At 38.0% G+C, this 21,465-nt stretch carries 21 protein-coding genes and 1 other annotated feature; of the genes, 15 read left to right on the top strand and 6 right to left on the bottom strand.

Annotated features, from left to right (window positions below; genetic code table 11):
* The first annotated feature begins 13 nt into the window (after positions 1–13).
* Entirely contained in the window at positions 14–1,144 is a 1,131-nt protein-coding gene (locus tag EFD62_RS05185; RefSeq protein ID WP_069193594.1) for a GGDEF domain-containing protein, read from the top strand.
* Positions 1,145–1,207: 63 nt separating this feature from the next.
* On the opposite strand, the gene aroF is transcribed toward EFD62_RS05185, so the two are convergent.
* A complete protein-coding gene (aroF, locus tag EFD62_RS05180) occupies positions 1,208–2,221 on the bottom strand; it encodes a 3-deoxy-7-phosphoheptulonate synthase (RefSeq protein WP_069193595.1) in 1,014 nt (337 codons plus the stop codon).
* Positions 2,222–2,359: 138 nt separating this feature from the next.
* Positions 2,360–2,629, bottom strand: a binding site (T-box leader).
* A 458-nt stretch (positions 2,630–3,087) separates the two neighbouring features.
* Here aroF and EFD62_RS05175 point away from each other — a divergent pair.
* Positions 3,088–3,603 carry a chemotaxis protein CheW gene (locus EFD62_RS05175; protein WP_128705822.1) on the top strand — a complete coding sequence of 172 codons (516 nt, stop codon included), beginning with the start codon at positions 3,088–3,090 and terminating at the stop codon, positions 3,601–3,603.
* A gap of 119 nt (positions 3,604–3,722) precedes the next feature.
* Here the strand turns inward: EFD62_RS05175 and ychF are convergent, their stop codons facing one another.
* Positions 3,723–4,820, bottom strand: a complete 1,098-nt coding sequence (gene ychF, locus EFD62_RS05170; protein ID WP_069193597.1) for a redox-regulated ATPase YchF — start codon at positions 4,818–4,820, stop codon at positions 3,723–3,725.
* A 102-nt stretch (positions 4,821–4,922) separates the two neighbouring features.
* Positions 4,923–6,215, bottom strand: coding sequence for an ArnT family glycosyltransferase (locus EFD62_RS05165; RefSeq protein WP_069193598.1), 1,293 nt, complete (start codon positions 6,213–6,215; stop codon positions 4,923–4,925).
* Between the two features lie 400 nt (positions 6,216–6,615).
* Between EFD62_RS05165 and trpE the strand changes: the two genes are divergently transcribed.
* The 12 genes from trpE (at position 6,616) to EFD62_RS05105 (ending at position 16,339) form a co-directional block, all read left to right on the top strand.
* Complete coding sequence (trpE, locus tag EFD62_RS05160) at positions 6,616–8,100, top strand: anthranilate synthase component I (RefSeq protein ID WP_128705821.1); 1,485 nt, start codon at positions 6,616–6,618, stop codon at positions 8,098–8,100.
* Positions 8,097–8,687: an anthranilate synthase component II gene (locus EFD62_RS05155; protein ID WP_069193600.1), complete on the top strand. Its 591-nt coding sequence runs from the start codon at positions 8,097–8,099 to the stop codon at positions 8,685–8,687. Before trpE ends, EFD62_RS05155 begins: the two co-directional genes overlap by 4 nt.
* A 56-nt stretch (positions 8,688–8,743) precedes the next feature.
* Entirely contained in the window at positions 8,744–9,781 is a 1,038-nt protein-coding gene (gene trpD / locus EFD62_RS05150) for an anthranilate phosphoribosyltransferase (protein WP_069193601.1), read from the top strand.
* 66 nt (positions 9,782–9,847) lie between these two features.
* Positions 9,848–10,630, top strand: a complete 783-nt coding sequence (gene trpC / locus EFD62_RS05145) for an indole-3-glycerol phosphate synthase TrpC (RefSeq protein WP_069193602.1) — start codon at positions 9,848–9,850, stop codon at positions 10,628–10,630.
* A 2-nt stretch (positions 10,631–10,632) separates the two neighbouring features.
* A complete protein-coding gene (locus EFD62_RS05140) occupies positions 10,633–11,286 on the top strand; it encodes a phosphoribosylanthranilate isomerase (protein ID WP_069193603.1) in 654 nt (217 codons plus the stop codon).
* A gap of 113 nt (positions 11,287–11,399) precedes the next feature.
* A complete protein-coding gene (locus EFD62_RS05135) occupies positions 11,400–11,990 on the top strand; it encodes a flavodoxin family protein (RefSeq protein ID WP_069193604.1) in 591 nt (196 codons plus the stop codon).
* Positions 11,991–12,285: 295 nt separating this feature from the next.
* On the top strand, positions 12,286–12,954 hold the full coding sequence (locus EFD62_RS05130) for a hypothetical protein (protein WP_128705820.1): 669 nt from the start codon (positions 12,286–12,288) through the stop codon (positions 12,952–12,954).
* Between the two features lie 13 nt (positions 12,955–12,967).
* A complete protein-coding gene (locus EFD62_RS05125) occupies positions 12,968–13,678 on the top strand; it encodes a PilZ domain-containing protein (RefSeq protein WP_069193606.1) in 711 nt (236 codons plus the stop codon).
* Between the two features lie 12 nt (positions 13,679–13,690).
* Entirely contained in the window at positions 13,691–13,897 is a 207-nt protein-coding gene (locus EFD62_RS05120; protein WP_069193607.1) for a 4Fe-4S binding protein, read from the top strand.
* Positions 13,898–13,947: 50 nt separating this feature from the next.
* Positions 13,948–15,006 (top strand): 3-methyl-2-oxobutanoate dehydrogenase subunit VorB, encoded by a 1,059-nt coding sequence (locus EFD62_RS05115; protein WP_069193608.1) that lies wholly within the window; start codon positions 13,948–13,950, stop codon positions 15,004–15,006.
* 47 nt (positions 15,007–15,053) lie between these two features.
* The gene (locus tag EFD62_RS05110; protein ID WP_069193609.1) at positions 15,054–15,800 is read left to right on the top strand and encodes a thiamine pyrophosphate-dependent enzyme; all 747 of its coding nucleotides are present in this window, start codon (positions 15,054–15,056) and stop codon (positions 15,798–15,800) included.
* 5 nt (positions 15,801–15,805) lie between these two features.
* Entirely contained in the window at positions 15,806–16,339 is a 534-nt protein-coding gene (locus tag EFD62_RS05105; RefSeq protein ID WP_069193610.1) for a 2-oxoacid:acceptor oxidoreductase family protein, read from the top strand.
* Between the two features lie 119 nt (positions 16,340–16,458).
* Here the strand turns inward: EFD62_RS05105 and EFD62_RS05100 are convergent, their stop codons facing one another.
* The 3 genes from EFD62_RS05100 to EFD62_RS05090 all read right to left on the bottom strand — a co-directional run bounded on the left by EFD62_RS05100 (position 16,459) and on the right by EFD62_RS05090 (position 20,455).
* Positions 16,459–18,576, bottom strand: a complete 2,118-nt coding sequence (locus tag EFD62_RS05100) for a glutamine synthetase III family protein (protein ID WP_069193611.1) — start codon at positions 18,574–18,576, stop codon at positions 16,459–16,461.
* 233 nt (positions 18,577–18,809) lie between these two features.
* Positions 18,810–19,130, bottom strand: coding sequence for a YmaF family protein (locus tag EFD62_RS05095; RefSeq protein WP_069193612.1), 321 nt, complete (start codon positions 19,128–19,130; stop codon positions 18,810–18,812).
* 191 nt (positions 19,131–19,321) lie between these two features.
* Entirely contained in the window at positions 19,322–20,455 is a 1,134-nt protein-coding gene (locus EFD62_RS05090; RefSeq protein ID WP_069193613.1) for an LCP family protein, read from the bottom strand.
* A gap of 307 nt (positions 20,456–20,762) precedes the next feature.
* Between EFD62_RS05090 and rbr the strand changes: the two genes are divergently transcribed.
* Entirely contained in the window at positions 20,763–21,356 is a 594-nt protein-coding gene (gene rbr, locus EFD62_RS05085) for a rubrerythrin (protein WP_069193614.1), read from the top strand.
* Positions 21,357–21,465 lie beyond the last annotated feature (109 nt).

Here is a 21,465-nt window from a genome sequence, read left to right as displayed (position 1 = left end):
TTAAAGAAGTACGATGAATGATATTATAAACGGATTCGTTAAGGAAAAGAGAGTTAAAGGCTTACGTCAGCAGAGAAGTTTTATTTATTTCAGATGGATGACTTTGTTGCTTATAATACCTCTTTTTTTTCTAGTTTCCGATTATCCTCAAACAGAAAAAAGTTTCTGGCAGACTTTTTTCCTAGCAATTCTATATAATGGATTTCTAACCTTGCTTTATTTGTTCAAGAAACCGAATAATTTGATAAAGAAGCTGATAAATCTTTCCTTTTATTTTGATGTTATTCTAATTTGCACTTTCTCCTACATATTTAAGGGTATTGATTCGGATATATACATACTTCTATTTTTCATAATTGCATATTATGGCATTGGTAAAGATATCTTGAGTACCATAAATATCAGTGTTTTTAGTATAATTTTTTACTCGCTATCATCCATTTTGGTAAAAGCGGATAATATCGAGCAGATAAACTTCTTAAAGCTTGCCATAAGAGATTTTTTTATACTACTGACGGCATACGGTGTGTCAATAGTTATCTTGGAGGTCAAAAAATATGATGAGATGCATAAAAGGGAATTTAAGCTAGCTAGGACGGATAAGCTCACAGGGCTTGCCAACAGGCATATGTTGGATCAGAAGCTTGAGGAAGAAGCTCTTTACTGTGAGTATTCAAAAAAGCCACTAAATATACTTATGTTTGATATTGATAATTTTAAAAAATTCAATGACGCCTATGGTCATGTTTGGGGAGATAAGCTCCTGGCGACTTTTGGAGGTATAATAATGCAGAGTATCAGAAAGACGGATATTCCTGTTCGTTATGGGGGAGAAGAGTTTTTGATTCTGATAAGGGATCTTGACCTTGAGCAAGCCAAGAGTGTAGGGGACAGAATAAGACGCCAGCTTGAAAAGCAAAACCTGTTTGTTGGCGAAGGTCAAAAAATGGCCAAAGTGACTGTAAGCTGCGGTATTGCCCAGTTTCCGGTGCACTCTGATGATATCAAAAAGGTTGTTGATTATGCTGATCGAGCTCTGTACTATGCAAAGGAAATAGGAAAAAATATTGTTGTAAGCTATGATGAAATAGGAAAGCTGAGGGAAGCGGTACAAGTTGATATGGATACGTATTTAAGTAAGTAAAAAGCTCGGAGTCATTGAATGAACATGCCTCTGAGCTTTTTTTTACAATGTATTTTTCTTTATTTATAGTTTTCTTCCTACTGCAAGAGCCACGGGCTCAAGCTCTTTCATAAGCTGTTCAAATCTCGAAGGGATCAAGGACTGCTGACCGTCGCAAAGAGCGCAATCCGGTTGACTATGCACTTCAATAATTAATCCGTCGGCTCCTGTTGCTATTGCACCTTTTGCAAGGGGATCTACATATTTCCATGTACCTGCTGCATGGCTGGGGTCAAGCACTATCGGTAGATGGGACAGCTCCTTTACTACAGGAATGGCACTCATATCAATAGTATTTCTAGTGGCAGTCTCAAATGTTCGTATGCCCCGCTCACAAAGTATTACGTCCGGATTGCCCTCGGAAATAATATATTCGGCAGCCATTAGCCATTCTTCGATGGTTGCGGACACTCCTCTTTTCAGCAGTACAGGCTTTTTATGCATTCCAACTTCTTTGAGGAGTCTAAAATTTTGCATGTTTCGTGCTCCGATTTGAATGATGTCTGCATAGGAGGCGACAAGGTCCACATCTCTTGTGTCCACAACTTCGGTGACAAGCTTTAATCCTGTTACCTCACGAGCAGTGGCCATTATTTTAAGGCCGTCCTCCTCTAGGCCTTGGAAGGCGTAAGGGGATGTGCGAGGCTTGAAGGCACCTCCGCGAAGTATTTTGGCTCCTGCTGCTTTTACTCTTTTAGCTGTTTCCACATAGATTTCTTCGTTTTCAATTGCGCAAGGACCGGCCATAACTATCACTTCGTTGTCTCCGACTCGAACATCGCCTACCGTAACAATGGTTGGATCATGCTTCAACTCCTTACCGGCCAGCTTATATGGCTTCATGATGGGAACGAGGCTTTCAACTCCCGGCATAGTAGATATGGAGTGGGTGTTAAGAAGTCTTCTGTCACCAATTGCTCCAATTATTGTTTTTACATCTCCGACGATAGGATGAGTCTTAAAACCCAGATCCAAAAGCTTTTTTTCCACACTGTCAATTTGTTCTTTTGTAGCATTCTGGTTCATAACAATAATCATAGTAAAAACCTCCATATATTATTATTTTTATTTTTTACTTCAAAAGTCAAAAATAGAAGCTCGGGACATCGAGTCCTTTCGCTTTGCCTCTTTCATTTCATTCCAAGAGGCAAAATAAAAACTCCTCATCCCTTATTCTTAAGGGACGAGGAGTGTATTCTCCACGCGGTACCACCCAAATTGGCATAATGCCCACTCATTATTGTACGGGACTACACATATATAATCCGATACAACCTTTCTTTTAACGGCGAAAGCTCCGGTTAAGCCTACTTTAGCGGTTTAATTCGCTTTTCAGCCAACAGCTCAGGCGGTGAACTTCAATTATACCTCTTTTACCGGGCTCGCACCATCCCCAGCTCGCTTGAAAAGAATATACAATCTACTTTACCCCATCATTGCTTTTATTATCAATCATTTTACCATGTAATAGGATATCAGTCAATAATAATTTTCATGAAATTTGAAAAATTTACAAGGAGGTATATAGTCTTTTATCTGTATGCTTTAATATAAGAATGTATCACCGCTATTTAGGCTTAATGCATCTTCAGTATATTTTTCGCTGTCTACTGACGGTTCTTTTACTTTATCTAATAAATTCTTTATTTCTGATAAATAGAATAATCTTCGTTATTCTGAAGTGTGTAACCAAAACTGTATAATTTAATAATTAAAAAACTTCATAAAATTGTTGTAAATTATACTTTTTTAGTATAATATTAAGATATACGCATTTCTTTTCTTGGTTTTTGGATTTCATATCGGAAAGGTTGAATATTTATGATGAGTTCAATTCAAAAGCATATTTCTTATTTGAAGGTTTAAATTCTATGCAGAAAATTCATATTAAGGAGGTTTTTCTGATGGAAGGCATGCAAATTGCAGTATTTAGTCTAAATGATGAGATTTGTGGAGTGGATACCAGCCAAGTTAAAGAGATCGTCAAGTATGAAGAAGTTTCAAAGATGCCAAGGATGCCTAGATTTATTGATGGAGTTATTAATCTTAGGGGAAGTGTAGTTCCGATTGTTAACCTCAACAAAAGGTTTAAGTTGGGGGACATGGAGGTTGGTAAAAAAACAAAGGTTATAATTACAGACATTGAAGACAAGCTCATTGGTTTTGTAGTAAATGATGTTTTTGAGATAATTAGGTTATCTGCCGATGAAATAGAACCAACCCCGGATATTATCAAGAAGGTATATAATGACTATCTCAAGTGTGTTGGGAAAAAGGGCGAAAAGTTGATCTCCATTCTGGATTTGAGCATTATATTGACCGATAGTGAGATTGGAGAACTTGAAGAAGATATTGATGAAGAAAATGAAGACAGTGACAATAGCGACAATGAAGATAATGACAGTAATGACGATAAATAGTCGGAAAAAGATAAAAATTATAAGCGCATACATTTAATATAGTTTGTATGCGCTTTTATAATGTTCGAGAATCTAGATTTTATTTGGCAGTACGCGGCAATCAATTAGTAGGTTTTAGTTTATACATTAAATCTAAAGAGAGTAACATCGCCGTCTTGCATAACGTACTCTTTGCCTTCGGAACGGACAAGGCCTTTTTCCTTTGCCACATTGTATGAGCCAAGCCTTGTAAGGTCATCATAAGCAACGACTTCAGCCCGTATAAAGCCTCTCTCAAAGTCAGTGTGAATTTTTCCGGCTGCCTGGGGAGCCTTTGTACCTTTGACTATAGTCCATGCCCTGACTTCTTGTGGACCAGCAGTGAGAAAACTGATAAGCCCAAGAAGCTTGTAGCTTGCTTTTATCAGTCGGTCAAGCCCGGACTCCGATAATCCCAATTCAGTCAAAAATTCTGCTTTTTCATCGTCCTCCAGTTGGGCAATTTCTTCTTCAATCTTTGCACATATAACCATTACTTCCGAGCCTTCGCTTTTGGCGTGATTAGTGAGCTCTTCCAACAGCGGGTTGGGCTTATCGGAATTTATATCATCTTCAGATACATTTGCTGCGTACAAGACAGGCTTTGACGTCAGAAGAAAGAGTTGATCTACAAGCTTTTTCTCCTCAATGTCGGTAAAGCTCATTGAGCGTACAGGTTTACCTGCTTCAAGGGTCTTCATGATCCGTTCGTAGAGCTCCAATTCTACCTGAAACTTTTTATCTCCCGACTTTAACATTTTGCGTGTTCTGTCTATTCTTCTTTCCATGACTTCCATATCTGCAAGGACCAATTCCATTTCAATGGTCTCCACATCACGAACAGGCCCTACGGAACCTTCGACATGTACAATATTGCTGTCTTCAAAGCAACGGACGACATGGACTATTGCGTCGACCTCCCTTATATGGGACAAAAACTTATTGCCAAGGCCTTCGCCTTTGCTTGCCCCTTTTACAAGACCTGCTATATCCACAAATTCTATGGCAGTGGGTGTGACCTTTTCCGGATTATACATTTCGGCAAGCTTATCAAGTCTTTCATCGGGGACAGCCACAATCCCTACATTTGGCTCAATTGTACAAAAGGGGTAATTGGCCGATTCTGCACCGGCTTTTGTTATAGCATTAAAAAGAGTACTTTTTCCTACATTAGGTAGTCCTACTATTCCCAATTTCATTTAAAACATCTATCCTTTCGTATACAGGCTAATACTTCAAAAAAGTGAAATCCACAAAGCAATATTATATAGCATTTGGAATGTCAATGCAATAAACTAAATTCAAGACAAAATAGCTGAAAAACGTTCCGGCAGCAACTTTTTAAGTATATTTATTATAACAAAGGAGACACCTATTGTATAAATGGGGTGAAGAGGGAAAACATATCTAGGGTTTCCTTCCAGCACAAACATCATTGCATTAAAGTAAAGGAATATCAGGAGAATAAACGTGGTAAAGTCAATTTTTCTGTGTCGTATAAACCGTACCACGGCATATATAATAAATATGAAAAGTACAATGTAAAAAGGTCTGTACAGCAATTTTTCAAGCTTGACAGCCTTTGAGGTTATTGGATGCCACTGGTTAATACCTATGGTTAGTGCCCACATAATATCATCGGTTTTATACCAGTATGAATTGGCAATGCGAAGAAAGGCCAGTTCAACAAACCTTTTAGGATTTTCCTTTATCCACTCCTTTGCAAGTTTATTGCCTAGCTTGTGAATTGCCATTTCATCAAATCCATCCTCAGTTTTGTACTGTAGCATTGGACTGTCGGGGTATTTAAAGGGATCACTCCAGGACCCGGTTGCATAGTCGTTGTTATTTACATAAAAAACATAGCCTCCGTTTGTTGAGAAAACCGGTTCGCCGAAAACAACATAATTTCTTATCATCCATGGAGCAATTACCAATCCAACCGATACTGCAAAGGCAGCGACATACTTGATTTTATGCTTTAGCCCCACATCTCTGCGGATAAATTCATACAGGACAAATATTGTCGGAATGAATACTCCGATAGGTCTTACGAGGGTTAAATAGCCAATCAAAAGACCGATGATAAAAGGGTTGTTTTTATTAAAAAATAAATAAATAGAAAGCATTAATAGAGCGGAAAACAAAATTTCCGAGCATATGATGCTGTTGTACGCTATTGCAAGGGGTGATAAGGCAAAAATGAGCAAGGTCAAAAATGCAATTTTGCTTCCGAAAAACTTATCGCAAAGCTTGTATGTCAAAAACATAATAAGAGTAGAAAGCGCAACGTTAAACAGCTTTGCTACCATAAAATCTGCACCGAATATGAAGTAGAGGATAGCCAAAGTTCCGGGATAACCTATGGGTCTAAAGGCTGTCGGAACTCCCGGTCTTCCGGTGTAATAGGGGTAAATTCCGTTCAGAAAGCCTTTGCCTTCTGCTATTTCCTTTCCTTTAACATGATACCACATGAAGTCGGTTTCCGGGTATGTTGGCATGGCAAAAATCCAGATAAGCCTTAATATTACACCTATAAGTATTACTATAAGGTATTTGTTTTTTTTGATGTAATCTATAAACTTGGAAATCATATCTTCTCCTTGAAATTCTCCTTTGTATTTTTGAATATTTATTGTCGTGTCACTTGTTAATAATTGTGTTGACTCTATATTGTACATTGTACTTTTGATAAACATTCTATGTCAAGGATTATTATACAATATTAAAAAAGCAATGTACAAAGCATAAATCATATTAGATTATCAAAAAGAGACTTCAAAATATAACATTCATAAAATTTAACTTGCATTTTTAGTATTTTCCATGCTACAATAGTTTTAAGATTAGATTAGTTGAGCTTTAGTTTGAAGAGAAGAGATGAGAAGAGACGAGGATGTACAATCTATTTGTATCGTACTGCCGGATTCTTCGATCCGGCGTTTTTAGTTTAGTCTGCTCTCATATCTTCCTTAGTAATAAGGAGGAGTCGAAATGTTTTATCCAACCATGGACGAAGTTAAGACAATGGCAAAAGAATATAATATTATACCGGTTACAATGGAAGTATACGCTGATATGGAGACACCTATAAGCCTGTTTAAAAGGTTTGAGGAAAGCAGTCACTGTTTCTTGTTGGAAAGCGTTGAGGGCGGTGAAAAGTGGGCTAGATACTCTATCATCGGCAAAAATCCATTCCTTATTGTAAAGAGCTACAAAAATAAAACTATTATCAAAGAGAGAAGCGGATCTCAAAAGGAAGTTGAAGGAAACCCTGTAAAAATGATAAAGGAATTGATGGAGAAATTCAAAGGTGCAAGTCTTCCAAATCTTCCAAGGTTCAATGGGGGAGCGGTGGGCTATTTCGGGTATGACCTTATCCGTCACTACGAGAGTCTCCCCAATATTCCCGAAGATGACATGGGGCTCCCGGAAAGTCATTTTATGTTTACTGATGAGGTGCTGGTATATGATCATCTCAAACAGAAAATTCACATAATTGTAAATCTGCATGTTAACGGCAATTTGGAACGGGCCTACAGAAGCGCAGTTGATCGAATAAAAGCTATACACAAAGAGATTTTAGATTCAAAGTGGAAAACTACAGACTACTCTGTTTCTAATTACAGTAAAAAAGATAAAGGGTTTGAGGTAACTAGCAACATTTCAAAAGAATTCTTTTGCAAAAATGTGTTGAAGGCAAAACAGTATATAAAGGACGGAGACATATTTCAGGTGGTTTTATCCCAGCGATTGTGTGTTGAGACCGACGAAAACCCTTTTAATATATACAGGTGCTTAAGATTAATAAATCCTTCTCCTTATATGTATTATCTTAAATTCGGTGACTATAGGATAGTAGGTTCTTCCCCCGAAATGCTGGTCAGGGTTGAAAATGGAATTGTGGAAACCTGTCCTATTGCGGGGACACGGAAAAGGGGCAAAACTAAAGAGGAAGATGAGGCTTTGGAAAAAGAGCTTTTGTCCGATGAGAAGGAGCTGGCTGAGCACGTGATGCTGGTAGACTTGGGGAGAAACGATATCGGAAGAGTATCAAAATACGGTACTGTAGAGGTAAAAAACCTTATGCACATTGAAAGGTATTCCCATGTAATGCACGTGGTGACAAATGTACAGGGAGAGATTCGTGAAGACAAAACGCCTTTTGATGCCCTTATGTCCATTCTTCCGGCCGGTACCCTTTCCGGAGCACCGAAGGTCAGGGCTATGGAGATAATAGATGAGCTCGAGACTGTAAAACGAGGTCCCTATGGCGGGGCGATTGGATATCTCAGCTTTAACGGAAATCTTGACAGCTGTATAACCATAAGGACAATTATATTAAAGGACGGCAAGGCTTATGTTCAGGCTGGGGCCGGTATAGTTGCGGATTCGGTTCCGGAAAAGGAATATGAGGAATGCTACAATAAAGCAAAGGCACTTCTTAAAGCTATAGAAGAGGCGGGTGAAATAAAATGAAGGACAATATATTGATTATTGATAATTATGATTCATTTACCTACAATTTGTATCAGTACATCGGAGAAATCAGCCCATTTATTGAGGTTTTCAGAAACGACAGAATAACCTTGGGAGAAATCGAAGAAATGAATCCCACCCATATAATTATTTCTCCCGGGCCTGGTTTTCCGAAAGATGCCGGGATATGTATTGAAGTGATAAGGAAATTTGGCGAGTATATACCGATCCTGGGGGTATGCCTTGGACATCAGGCAATAGGAGAAGCTTTTGGAGGAAAGGTAGTGCATGCAAAGGAGCTTATGCATGGCAAGGCATCGGAAGTTGATGTTGATAGAGAATGTTTGATATTCCGAAATATGCCTGAAAAGATCCGGGTGGGAAGGTATCATTCCCTTATAGTACAGAAGGAAGGACTTCCTGAATGTTTGAAAATCACTGCCGTTACACCGGATGAAGAGATAATGGGAGTGATGCATAGAAGCTATCCGGTATTTGGGATACAGTTTCATCCTGAGTCAATTCTTACTCCGGAAGGAAAGGAAATTTTGAGGAATTTCATTAACATAAGAAGAGTTGAGAGCTAATTTATACATTTAAACTTAAAATGAATAGAAGAGTTGAGAAGAGAGGAGAGGTCAAAATGTTGAAGAAAGCAATTTCAAAGCTGGTTGAAGGAAAGAACTTAAGTGAGATAGAGATAGTTGAGGCATTAAACTGTATCATGGAGGGCAATGCAACACCAGCCCAGATAGGCAGCTTTATAACGGCATTGAGAATTAAGGGAGAGACAATTGAAGAGATAACCGGATGTGCTAAGGTAATGAGGGAAAAGGCTGACAGAATATGTCCGAATGTAGAGTATTATATTGATACCTGCGGTACAGGGGGAGATGGAACCAATACCTTTAACATATCAACGGCATCGGCCTTTGTAGCGGCCGCAGGCGGTGTATATGTCGCAAAACACGGAAACCGGTCGGTATCCAGTAAAAGCGGCAGTGCAGATGTTCTTGAAGCTCTGGGCATCAATATTGACCTTAGCCCGCTTCAGGTAAAAGAATGTATAGAGAAGGTGGGGATAGGATTTATATATGCTCCTATGTTCCATAAATCAATGAAGCATGCTGCAGGTCCGAGAAAGGAATTGGGAATTAGGACAATATTCAATATACTTGGCCCTTTGACCAACCCGTCTAATGCCAAAGGACAGGTGCTGGGGGTATTTAATCCAAATCTTACGGAAGCTGTGGCCAATGTCCTGTTGAATCTTGGTGTTGAAAGGGCCCTGGTTATACATGGCATGGATGGCATGGATGAAATTACGACAACGACTTCTACCAAGGTGTCGGAGATACGGGATAATGAAGTCATTACTTATGAATTGACTCCTAAGAACTATGGTTTTGACCTAGTGTCGCGAGAGGATTTGATGGGAAGAGATGCAGAGGACAATGCACAAATAATTAGGGGGATTTTTAATGGTGAAAAGGGCCCTAAGAGAGATATTGTTGTGCTAAATTCAGCGGCAGCATTATATGTAGGAAAGATTGCATCAAGCATTGAAGAAGGGATTGGACTTGCGCAAGAAATAATCGATTCCGGGAAGGCATTAAGAAAGCTTGATGAGTTTGTTGAGTTTACAAACTCGTTTCTTAGCTATAATGAGCTATCGGGATGAAGTTAAAGGTCTTTGAGGGTAAGGAGCGAACAGGGATCAAATACAAGTCAAATTAGGAGGAAAAACATGATACTGGATGAAATTGTAGCACAAAAGAGGATTCAGCTTAAGGATGATATGAGTAGAATTACTATAGAAGGTTGGAAGCAAAGAGTAAAAAGGCCGGGAACTCATAAACCTCTGGACTTTTACGGGGCTTTAAAGAATAGCGGGAATATTTCCATTATTGCCGAGGTGAAGAAGGCTTCTCCGTCAAAAGGGATCATAAAAGAGGACTTCGATCCGCTAAGGATCGCAAAGGAGTATATTGAGTCTCAGATTCAGGCAATATCGGTGCTTACTGAAAGGAACTTTTTCAAGGGCAATGAAGACTACCTTGTAAAGATTAGACAATCCTGTCCTCTTCCCATTTTGAGAAAGGATTTTATAATCGATTTGTGGCAAGTGTATGAGTCTCGATGCATAGGTGCCGATGCAATATTGCTTATTGTATCCCTGCTTTCCGACGAGGATTTGAAAAAATTTCAGGTTGTGTCCAACATACTGGGAATGCAGTGCTTGGTTGAGGTCCATGATGAAAGAGAGCTTGACAGGGCTTTAGAATCCGGTGCAAGAATAATCGGAATAAACAACAGGGATCTTAGGACATTTGAGGTGGATCTTAAAAATACTGAAAAACTCATGAACCAGATACCTAATGACCGGGTGGTAGTAAGCGAAAGCGGTATTAAAGGTGTGGAGGATTTGAAATATCTAAAGGAGCTCGGGGTGGATGCGGTTTTGATAGGCGAAACCTTTATGAGGGCTCAGTCCATAAGTGAAAAAATAAATGAGTTTAAAGCGGTGTAATTATGACTAGTGTTAAGATTTGTGGTCTTAGAAGAAAAGAGGATATAGATTATGTAAATTTTTACCGGCCTGGATTTGCGGGCTTTGTGTTTGCAGAAAGCCGACGTAAGGTTTCTGCGGAAACGGCAATGCTACTTAGAAAAGCTCTTTTGCCACAAATAAAGTCCGTGGGAATATTTGTGAATGAAGAAGAAAAGGCTGTGGCAGAGATTGCAGAGTATACAGGGTTAGACTGTGTCCAGCTTCATGGAGACGAACCGCCGGAGTACATTGGAAAGCTAAAGGATTTATTAGGCAAAATAACGAAAAAGAAGATTGAAATATGGAAGGCTATTCGCGTAAAAAATAAAGAATCCCTTGAAATTATGTCTGCATTTGATGCAGATGCTTTTCTTTTAGATGCTTACGTCGAGGGGAGTTATGGTGGAGCAGGGAGTGTGTTTGACTGGCAGCTTGCTTCTGACATTGCAGCCAAATATGGCAGGATTATCCTTGCAGGCGGTCTTAATCCTGAAAATGTTAAGACTGCTGTGGCAAGGGTAAAGCCTTATGGGGTGGATGTCAGCAGCGGCGTTGAGACTGAGGGATTTAAGGATGCTGATAAAATACGGGATTTTATTGACAGAGTTAGGGAAGCGGATGATGAAATACTCTAGATAAGTATTTGTCATAAGTTCCGCTTTTTTTATTTAGCCTCGATCTTATTTCTGTTGTTTACTTGAGAATTTATGGATTATGTGTTAGAATTGTGACTTGAGAGGTGATATGAATGCTAATCGTGGGGATAAATGGAAGCCCAAACAAGGAAGGAAACACAAAATATCTTATTAATACTGTGCTGGAAGAGGCAAAAAGCCATGGAGCAGAGACAATGATTCTTGAAGTAAAGGATCTTTTAAATTCTGTTAAGAATCCCTTTTGCGTTGTTTGCAGCAATCCCTGTTCCGGTATATGTTACAAAGGCACGAAACTGGAAGAAGCATATGAAACTTTGAAAAAGGCTGATGCAATAGTAATGGGAAGTCCCGTATACTTTGGAAGCGTTTCGGCGCAGCTTAAAGCCTTTTTTGATAAGACCAGAAAACTTAGAGGAGAAAAGGCTTTCTACAATAAATTCGCATGCGGAGTGACTGTAGGAGCATCAAAATATGGAGGACAGGAAACAACAATGAAAGCTCTGCATGATATAATGCTTGTTCATGGTATGACAATTGTCGGGGACGGATATATCGAAGATGATTGCGGTCACCATGGAGCTTGTGCTCAACAGCCTGCAGCGAAGGATGAGTTTGCCGTTAGGCGTGCAAAGATACTTGGAAGAAGATTGGTGGATGTCTGTAAGAAGAGGGAAGGGTCATAAATTATAATAAGGCTACCCGATTGAGAATTGGGTATAAATTATAGAGTGTTTTGATGATATGGGGGTTATATTACCCCCAGTTTTTATGCATATTTATAACCTTTTTGTTGCAATGGAGTTTGCTGTAAGTGATTGTAATGAATTTAGCAAATATGCAAATACTACAGCATAAAACTACAATAAAAAAATACTTAAAATTTATGTTTATTAGTGTTATAATCAATATGATAAGTTTTCGAAGACAACTGTTTTTTGCTTTATCGCTAAAAAAAGTTTATAATTATAGGAGTATTAAATGTTTAATAAAAGAATTAGTATTTTTACCGGACATTTTGGGAGCGGTAAAACAGAAGTATCTGTTAATTATGCTCTCAAGCTAAAAGAGCAGAACCTAAACACTGCAATTGTTGACTTTGATATAGTTAATCCGTTTTTCAGGACTACTGATGCTAAAAGGGAGCTTGAATCAAAAGGCATCTGGGTTGTTTCGCCTCTTTATGCCAACACAAATGTCGATATTCCGGCACTGCCGGCAGAGATATATACATTGTTTGAAAAAAAGGAATACAATGTTGTTTTTGATGTGGGTGGTGATGACCTTGGAGCGAGAGCTTTATCAAGGTATAAAGATGAAATAGAAAACGATGACTATGAAATGTATTTTGTTATCAATACTAGAAGACCTATGACTGATACCGTTGACAAGATTGAACGGATGATTTGCGAAATAGAAGGTGCATCCCGGCTAAAGGTATCGAAGCTTGTGAATAATACAAATCTTGTTGGCAAGACGACTGTTGAAGATGTAATTGAAGGGCATAAAATGATAAAAGAATTGTCTCAAAAACTAAACATACCTATTGCATTTGTAAGCGGCTTTCGCGAAATTGCAGATGAAGTAAAAGAAAGAGAAAACGTTGATGTATTGTATTTGAACGGTCTGATAAAATTACCATGGGATTAATGGAGGGGCTGTAATGAATAATATGAAATTACGAGAGTTTCTTTCTGAAGGCTCTATAATTAGGACAAAGCATTGCAACTCGACCAGTTGGGTAACAAACGTCGTTTTTGCCATTAATGATGATTGGATTGAGATTGATATCGGGCTTGAAAAGGACTATATTGATAACATAATTATGGTCGGAGACATAATGAAATGCAAGTATACCAGTGGGGATTATGAGTTTACATTAATTGGATGGGTTACTAAAATAAGGTTGGATATTCCGCAGAGCATTACCATTAAGGTTCATGATGTAGAGAAGTTTGCAAACAGGCGTGATAACTACAGATATGATATTTATTTGTGTTCTGTTATAAAGAACAGTAAGAATGACAATAAAGGTGTGTTTGCCATTATGACCAATTTGAGTCAGGGCGGAGCTGCTTTTATTGCTAAGGAAGATATTGAAAAGGAATTGGAAATTCTCGAGAATCCGCAAGGAGAGCGAAATTTCTACTTTGAAGTATATGTTAATCCTAAAAAGCAACTTTGCTTTACTGGTGTTATAAGAAGAAAAGGAAGTAATGAAAAGGGATTTGAATATGGTGTAAAAATTTTCGATATTGATTTTCAAAACGAGAAAATCTTGAACGAATTAATAGATGAACTTGAAAAAAAAGATAAAGAGTTCTATAATAAACGGAGTAGCTTTTGGTCGAAGAATAGTAAGTATAATAGATAATGGGGGATTTTGATGGCTAGAGTTATTTTTGATGAAAACAGATGCAAGGGATGTAAATTGTGCACAACAGTTTGCCCTAAGAAGATAGTTGTTATGAATGAGGATAAATTAAACCAGAAGGGTTTTCATCCGGCAGGAGTTATAGATATGGACAAGTGCATAGGATGTGCTTTTTGTGCGACGATTTGTCCCGATTGTGTTATAGAAGTTTATAAGTAAGTTATGTAAATAAAGTTTGTAATGAAACAGATTAGGGGGACTTGGAATATATGGGAGAAAAATTATTAATGAAGGGAAACGAGGTTATTGCAGAAGCTGCTTTAAGAGCAGGATGCAGGCATTACTTCGGATACCCGATCACACCACAAACTGAAATTGCGCATTATTTGGCCAAAAAAATGCCGGAGCTTGGAGGAACTTTTATTCAAGCAGAAAGTGAAGTTGCTGCCATAAACATGGTTTATGGTGCTGCCAGCGCAGGAGCAAGGGTTCTAACTTCGTCATCCAGTCCGGGTATAAGCTTAAAACAGGAAGGATTGTCTTATATTGCCGGTGCAGAGCTTCCTGCAGTTGTTGTTAATATTGTAAGATGCGGTCCGGGTCTTGGGGGAATATTGCCTGCACAGTGTGATTATTTCCAAGCTGTAAAAGGTGGGGGTCATGGAGACTATAAGATGGTTGTACTGGCACCTTCCAGCGTTCAGGAATTGTATGAGTTGACTGTGGAGGCATTTAACATTGCTGACAGGTATAGAATTGTATCAATGATCATGGGTGACGGAATTTTAGGACAGATGATGGAATCTGTTGAGTTTAAAGATGTTGAAAACATTGATAAAGCCGATAAATCCTGGGCTACTACAGGTACACAGATGAAGAGGGAGCACAATACTACAACCTCAATATATATTCAACCTGAAGTGTTGGAAAAGCACAACCAAAAGCTGCAGGCTAAATACAGATTAATAGAAGAAAAGGAAACCCGTGTTGAAAGCTATAATTGCGAGGATGCAGATATTATTGTAACAGCCTTTGGTACAGTTGCAAGAATAGTTAAGAATGTTATAAAAATGGCTCAGAAGGAAGGAATAAAGGTTGGCTTGATTAGACCTATAACCTTGTGGCCTTTCCCGACAGCGGAATATGAAAAATATGCAGATGTGCCGAAAGCATTTTTGTCGGTAGAGCTTAATGCAGGTCAAATGGTTGAGGATGTAAAGATGGCTGTTAACGGCAAAAAGCCTGTGTATTTCCATGGAAGAATGGGTGGAATGATACCGACACAGAAGGAAATACTGGACAAGATAAAGGAAATTCTGAATAAATAATGATTTGAAACTCTGATCGAGCATTTTATTTTGGAAGGGGAAGAAAAATGGATACAGTTTTTAAAAAACCACATGCTTTAGTGGATGTATCTATGCACTACTGTCCCGGATGTACTCATGGGATAGTCCATAGACTTATAGCTGAAGTTATAGATGAGCTTGATATTGAAGGAAAGACAATAGGTATCTCACCTGTTGGATGTACTTATAACAATTATGAGTATTTTAATTGTGATATGGTTCAGGCGGCTCATGGTAGGGCTCCGGCCGTTGCGACCGGTGTAAAGAGAGTTAATCCTGATAATGTTGTATTTGCCTATCAAGGAGACGGAGATTTGGCTGCAATAGGTACGGCTGAAATCGTCCATGCTGCTACAAGAGGCGAAAAAATAACTGTTATATTTGTAAACAATGCTATTTACGGAATGACATCCGGGCAAATGGCTCCTACAACATTAATTAATCAGGTTACAACCACCTCTCCTTTAGGTAGAAATCCGGAGCTTCACGGATATCCGATAAATGTTTGCGAGCTTCTCGCTACACTTGAGGGTGCAGTGTATATAGAAAGGGTTTCAATGCATGACATAAAGAATATTAAGAATGCAAAGAAAGCCATAAAGAAGGCATTTCAGGTTCAGATGGCGAACTTGGGTTTCTCAATTGTTGAGGTTTTATCCTCCTGTCCTACAAACTGGGGATTGAATCCTGTAGAGTCCTTGAAATGGATACAGGATAAGATGATTCCGGTTTACCCGTTGGGGAATTTTAAGGGCAAGGATTTGGAGGTGTAAGTTAAATGGCAGATCAGCAGATTATTATGGCAGGTTTTGGTGGACAAGGAATACTATCGGCAGGAAGAATTCTTGCCTACGCAGGAATGTTGGAGAATAAAAATGTATCATGGCTTCCGTCTTACGGTCCGGAAATGAGGGGCGGTACTGCCAATTGTAATGTTATAATTTCCGATGAGGTAATAGGTTCTCCTATTCTAAATACAGCTACAACTTTGATAGTTATGAACGGTCCATCCCTTGACAAGTTTGAGAATGCGGTAGAGAGTGGAGGAATAATTATTAAAGACAGTTCCCTGGTTCAAAGGACACCGGAAAGGAAGGATGTAGAGGTTTACGGCGTACCTGCTACCGAGACTGCCTTTAACATGGGAAATCCCGCTTTTGCCAATATAATTCTTTTAGGAAAGCTAATAGCTCTTACAAATATAGTGTCTAAGGAGAATTTTGAAGTAGCTCTAAAGAAGACACTGCCTAGTAAGAAGCACAGCTTGATTCCCGTAGAAATGAAAGCCCTTGAGTTCGGTATGCAGTATTAATGTTAGTGGAGTTTTAGTTTTATAGCTTTTGATAGACTTAAGTAAAAATAAATAGTTGATAAAAGCCCCCCTAATAAAAGGAGGGCTTTTTATATTAACAGTATTTCAAAGTCGGAAATTTATACATTAAAGAGAAGCTCACCGTATGTCGGGAACGGCCACATCTTGGCATCAGTCAGTGTTTCTAGTTTGTCAGCTACAGCACGCAGTTCATTCATCCTCACAAACACATCATCTCTATACACGCAGGCTTTTTGATATGTGTCCCCGGTGAAATGTGCTGCATCTGAAGTTGCTTTTTCAAGGGCAGTCAAATTCTTTTTGAGGTCAGTAAGCAGTGAGGACACTTCTTCCAAAAGCTCTGCCTGAACGCTGGTGTCAGCTTTAACACCGGCTGATTTAACAGAGCTTATTGAATCGGCAACTTTTGTAATAAAGGAGATAACAGCGGGGATAATATCCCGTTTGGTCATTTCTATCATAGTTAATGCTTCGATATTAATTGTTTTCATGTAGTTTTCAAGGAAAATTTCATATCTGGAGTGCAACTCTAGTCTACTTAAAACATTATGATTTTCAAATACATGAATACTTTTTTCTTCTATTAATGCTTTTGTTGCTTCGACTGTCGAGCATATATTGGGAAGACCTCTTTTTTTGGCTTCTTCAATCCAGTCATCGGAGTAATTGTTGCCATTGAATATTACTCTTTTGTGGTTTTTCACTATTTCTTTAAGAACATCATGAATCTCTGCATTCAAGTCTTTTGCTTTTTCAAGCCTGTCTGCAATTTGGCGAAGTTCTTCGGCAACTATGGTGTTAATCACAAAGACAGGGCCTGCAATTGAAGCGGATGAAGGAACCATTCTAAACTCAAACTTGTTTCCCGTAAATGCAAAGGGAGAAGTTCTATTTCTGTCGGTGGCATCCTGCGGCAGAACAGGAAGTGTTGTTACCCCGATTTTCAGACGTTTTGTCTGTTTTGAAGATTTTGCTCCTCCATTATTCTCAATTTGCTCAAGGATATCCGTAAGCTGTTCGCCCAGGTATATAGATATTATTGCCGGAGGTGCTTCATGGGCTCCGAGACGATGATCATTACCGGCATTTGAAGCCGCGCATCTAAGAAGTTCTGGATACTCGTCCACAGCCTTTATTACTGCACAAAGGAAAATAAGAAACTGTGCGTTTTCGTGGGGTGTACGGCCCGGATCCAACAGGTTTTGCCCATCATCGGTACTCATGGACCAGTTGTTATGCTTACCGGATCCGTTAAGCCCTGCAAAAGGCTTTTCGTGGAGCAGGCAAACAAAGCCGTGCCTGTGGGCAACTTTTTTAAGAACGTCCATTATCAGCTGGTTGTGATCGGTGGCAATATTGGCTGTATTGAAGATTGGGGCAAGCTCGTGCTGCGCGGGAGCCACCTCGTTGTGTTTTGTTTTTGCTGAGACACCCAGTTTCCAGAGCTCTTGATCCAATTCCTTCATAAAGGACGATACTCTTTCCTTTAAGGTACCATAATAGTGATCTTCCATTTCTTGTCCCTTTGGAGGCATTGCACCAAAAAGCGTTCGACCGGTATAGATAAGGTCTTTACGTTGGTCATGAAGTCTTTTGTCAACCAAAAAATATTCCTGTTCGGCACCTACTGTAGTAATTACTTTTTTGGTGGTTGTGTTTCCAAGAAGTCTAAGTATACGAAGGGCTTGAGTTGATATTGCTTCCATAGAACGAAGAAGAGGAGTCTTTTTGTCCAGTACTTCGCCGGTATACGAACAGAAAACTGTTGGAATATAAAGAGTGCTATCCTTTACAAAGGCCGGTGATGTACAGTCCCAAGCAGTGTATCCTCTAGCCTCGAAAGTAGCTCTTAAGCCTCCGGAAGGAAAGGAAGATGCGTCGGGTTCACCTTTTATAAGTTCTTTTCCTGAAAATTCCATTATGACTTTTCCATCCGGTGTGGGGGAAATAAAGGAGTCGTGTTTTTCTGCTGTGATTCCAGTCATAGGTTGAAACCAGTGGGTATAATGTGTTGCACCTTTGTCAATTGCCCAGTCTTTCATTGCGTTTGCAACTATTTCTGCTATTTCGCGATCTAGAGGAATACCTTCATCTATAGTCTTCTTTAATGCCTTGTACGCAAGTTTTGGAAGGCGTTCTCTCATTGCAGCATCATTAAATACATTTGAACCAAAAACTTCTGTTAATGAATATGTCTGTAATTCATCATTAACCATTATCTAAATCCCCTTTCAATAGTAGATAGAATATAAAATTACCAAAAACTGTAATAATCAATTATAAGAAAAAGGCGAATCAAAAGAATCATGAAACGCCTTTTTTTGTCGTAGCTCAATATTCATTGCACATAAACAAAAAGACAATTTTTTCCGACAAATAATTTGTTTTAATCATATAATATATAATAATGGGTTTTAATGAAAAAAGCAAGTCGTTATATAAAAATCATTTAAATATATGCATGATCCAATATATTATAATAAATGTACTCAATATCTTCATCGGTATAGTTTCTGTATATATGTTCGTGATTTGAAGCTAATTCAAGTATACCTTCTATTCTATGAATATGACCGTTTTCAGTTTTGATAGGAAGACCGGTAAATCCCGAGAAATAGTGGGTATGTCCGTTATACGATGAAATACCATAATATGCATGGATATGAAAGATTTCTATACCGATTATATTGTCGGTGTAACCTATTATCCTGTGATTATGCCTGTTGGCGGTCTTTGATTCGAACTTATATCTGTGTATATGAGGATACATGAATATAGCCTCCTTAGATTCAAATTTTAACTAAATTCCAAGACTCTAAATATAATTTATACAAAGCAGTTAAATTTATTATTCCAATTTATGTAACTAACAAAAGAGCAAAATAAAACTGCTTCAGAAGGATATGTGCTATCCTTCTGAAGCAGTTATAAAATTTACTGATTATCTAATTAACTAAAATCTTAGTTTTGTACTACGGAATTGTTGGTGTCATTGTCGATTACAATATAGTATCTTTGATTCATGTATTTATCTTTTCCGGTAACTGTGTAGGTTTCAATCGGGTATTTATATATAATGATATCTTTGGCATAACCCATATAAGATGTTAAAATATCACCGACTCCGATACTGTGCTTCATATATTTGTTTAGCGTTGAAATGAGACTTGGAAGCTTGTCGATATTGGATATTGTCCCATGCTGTTCAATAAATGCTTTGATAAAATTCATCTGGTTCTTCTTTCTTTCATAGTCACCGATAGAATGAGTAATATTTCCCATTTCGTCATTGCTCTGTCTGTAGCGGACGAAACCTTCGGCTTTCTTGCCGTCAAGATGATTCCATCCCTTATTTATATGGATATAAAGATCCTGATATATGTCATCGTAATGCATGTTGTATGGAACATTGATGTCAACTCCTCCAAAAAGGTCTACAATTTGAGCGAAACCTTCGGTGTTTACCCTAACATAATCATGAACTTCAATATCAAAAATTTCTTTAATCAGTGCTGCTAGAAAATTCATTGAGTATGCACCGAATTTTCCATCATATTTCATATAGGGACCTATATTATAGGCGCAATTAATTTTATAAAAGTCCGGGTCGTTTACTTTATTGTTTGCTTCTAAGTAGTGTTTAACTTTGGCATTATAGTCTATGTATAAGTCACGGGGAATCATTATTATTTTTAGCTTCTGGTTTTTTTTATCAATACTTAATATACCTATAGTGTCGTACAGACCTGACAATTTGTCCTGACCGATAAACAATATATTCCTGCTGTTATTATCAACTAGGTTCTCCGGGTATTTCATACCGTTCGTAAGTCCCTGCATTTTACTTATATCAATTTCATCGTCAGATTTACCATACACATCGTCGGATACCGAAAAGTCAATAGGCTTAAAGCTTGAGACAGGAGGATATATAATATCATTGTCTACCTCAGAACTATCGTTGCCATCACTTAGAACATATCTGCCTAGAAGAAATATCAGTACCCCTATGAATAAAAAACTGCTCAGCCAAATAAGCAAGGTTTTTTTAAAAGTTAAATTCTTTTTCTTAGAAAAAATCTTTTTTTGCGCCATTACAAAAACCCCTTAATAATTAACTGTATTACTGTTTTTTTAACAATGATTTATATGCACTACTTATATTTTAGTATACATTTAATTGTAACACATAATTAAGTACAGGGGGGAGAAAAAATTTTTTTTTTAAGAGAGATTTAAAATATTTGTAATATTAAGATGTTAAAATTGTAAAATTTTGCAAAGGGGTATTTGTCGAATTGCAGAAGTTTCGTTACGGTTTAAAGAGTTGCTTTAATTTCTGGAATTGTGATAGAATTAGTATTGTTACATACTAATTACACTTTAATTAAGGAGGTACCAAATGAAGAGTCTTAAAAACACAAAAACAATGGAAAATCTTATGAAAGCATTTGCCGGGGAATCTCAAGCACGTACAAGGTACAACTTCTATGCTTCTGTTGCCAATAAGGAAGGTTATAAGCAGATTGAGGCTATTTTTATTGAAACTGCCGATAATGAAAAGGAGCATGCAAAAAGATTCTACAAATTTCTTCTTGAAGGTTTAGAAGGTGAACTGCCTGCTTCAATTATGATAAACGCAGATTATCCTGTAGCTCAAGGAAATACTTTAGAAAACCTCAAGGCAGCAGCAGAAGGAGAGAATGAAGAGTGGACAAAGCTTTATCCTGAGTTTGCAAAGGTTGCAAAGGAGGAAGGCTTTGATGAAATAGCGGCAGCTTTCAGGAAGATAGCTGAAGTTGAAGAAAGACATGAAGCAAGGTATAAGAAACTCGCAGAAAACATTGAAAATAATAAGGTATTTAATAAAGACGAAAAAGTTTACTGGAAATGTAGAAACTGCGGTTATGTACATGAAGGAAACAATGCACCGGAAAAATGTCCGGCATGTATTCATCCAAAAGCATATTTTGAGTTGTTGGCGGAAAATTACTAATAAATATATAGCAATTGTCACAAAAAAGAAGTAAATTTAGGAATTTACCTGAATTTACTTCTTTTTTATTTAGCCTCTTTAATTTCACTGTAATTGCTGTCGAACATGC

It is taken from the genome of Acetivibrio mesophilus (assembly GCF_004102745.1).
Taxonomy (GTDB): Bacteria; Bacillota; Clostridia; order Acetivibrionales; family Acetivibrionaceae; genus Hungateiclostridium; species Hungateiclostridium mesophilum.
The sequence above is the reverse complement of the archived record's forward strand: the minus strand, read 5'-3'. Positions and strand labels throughout refer to the sequence as shown.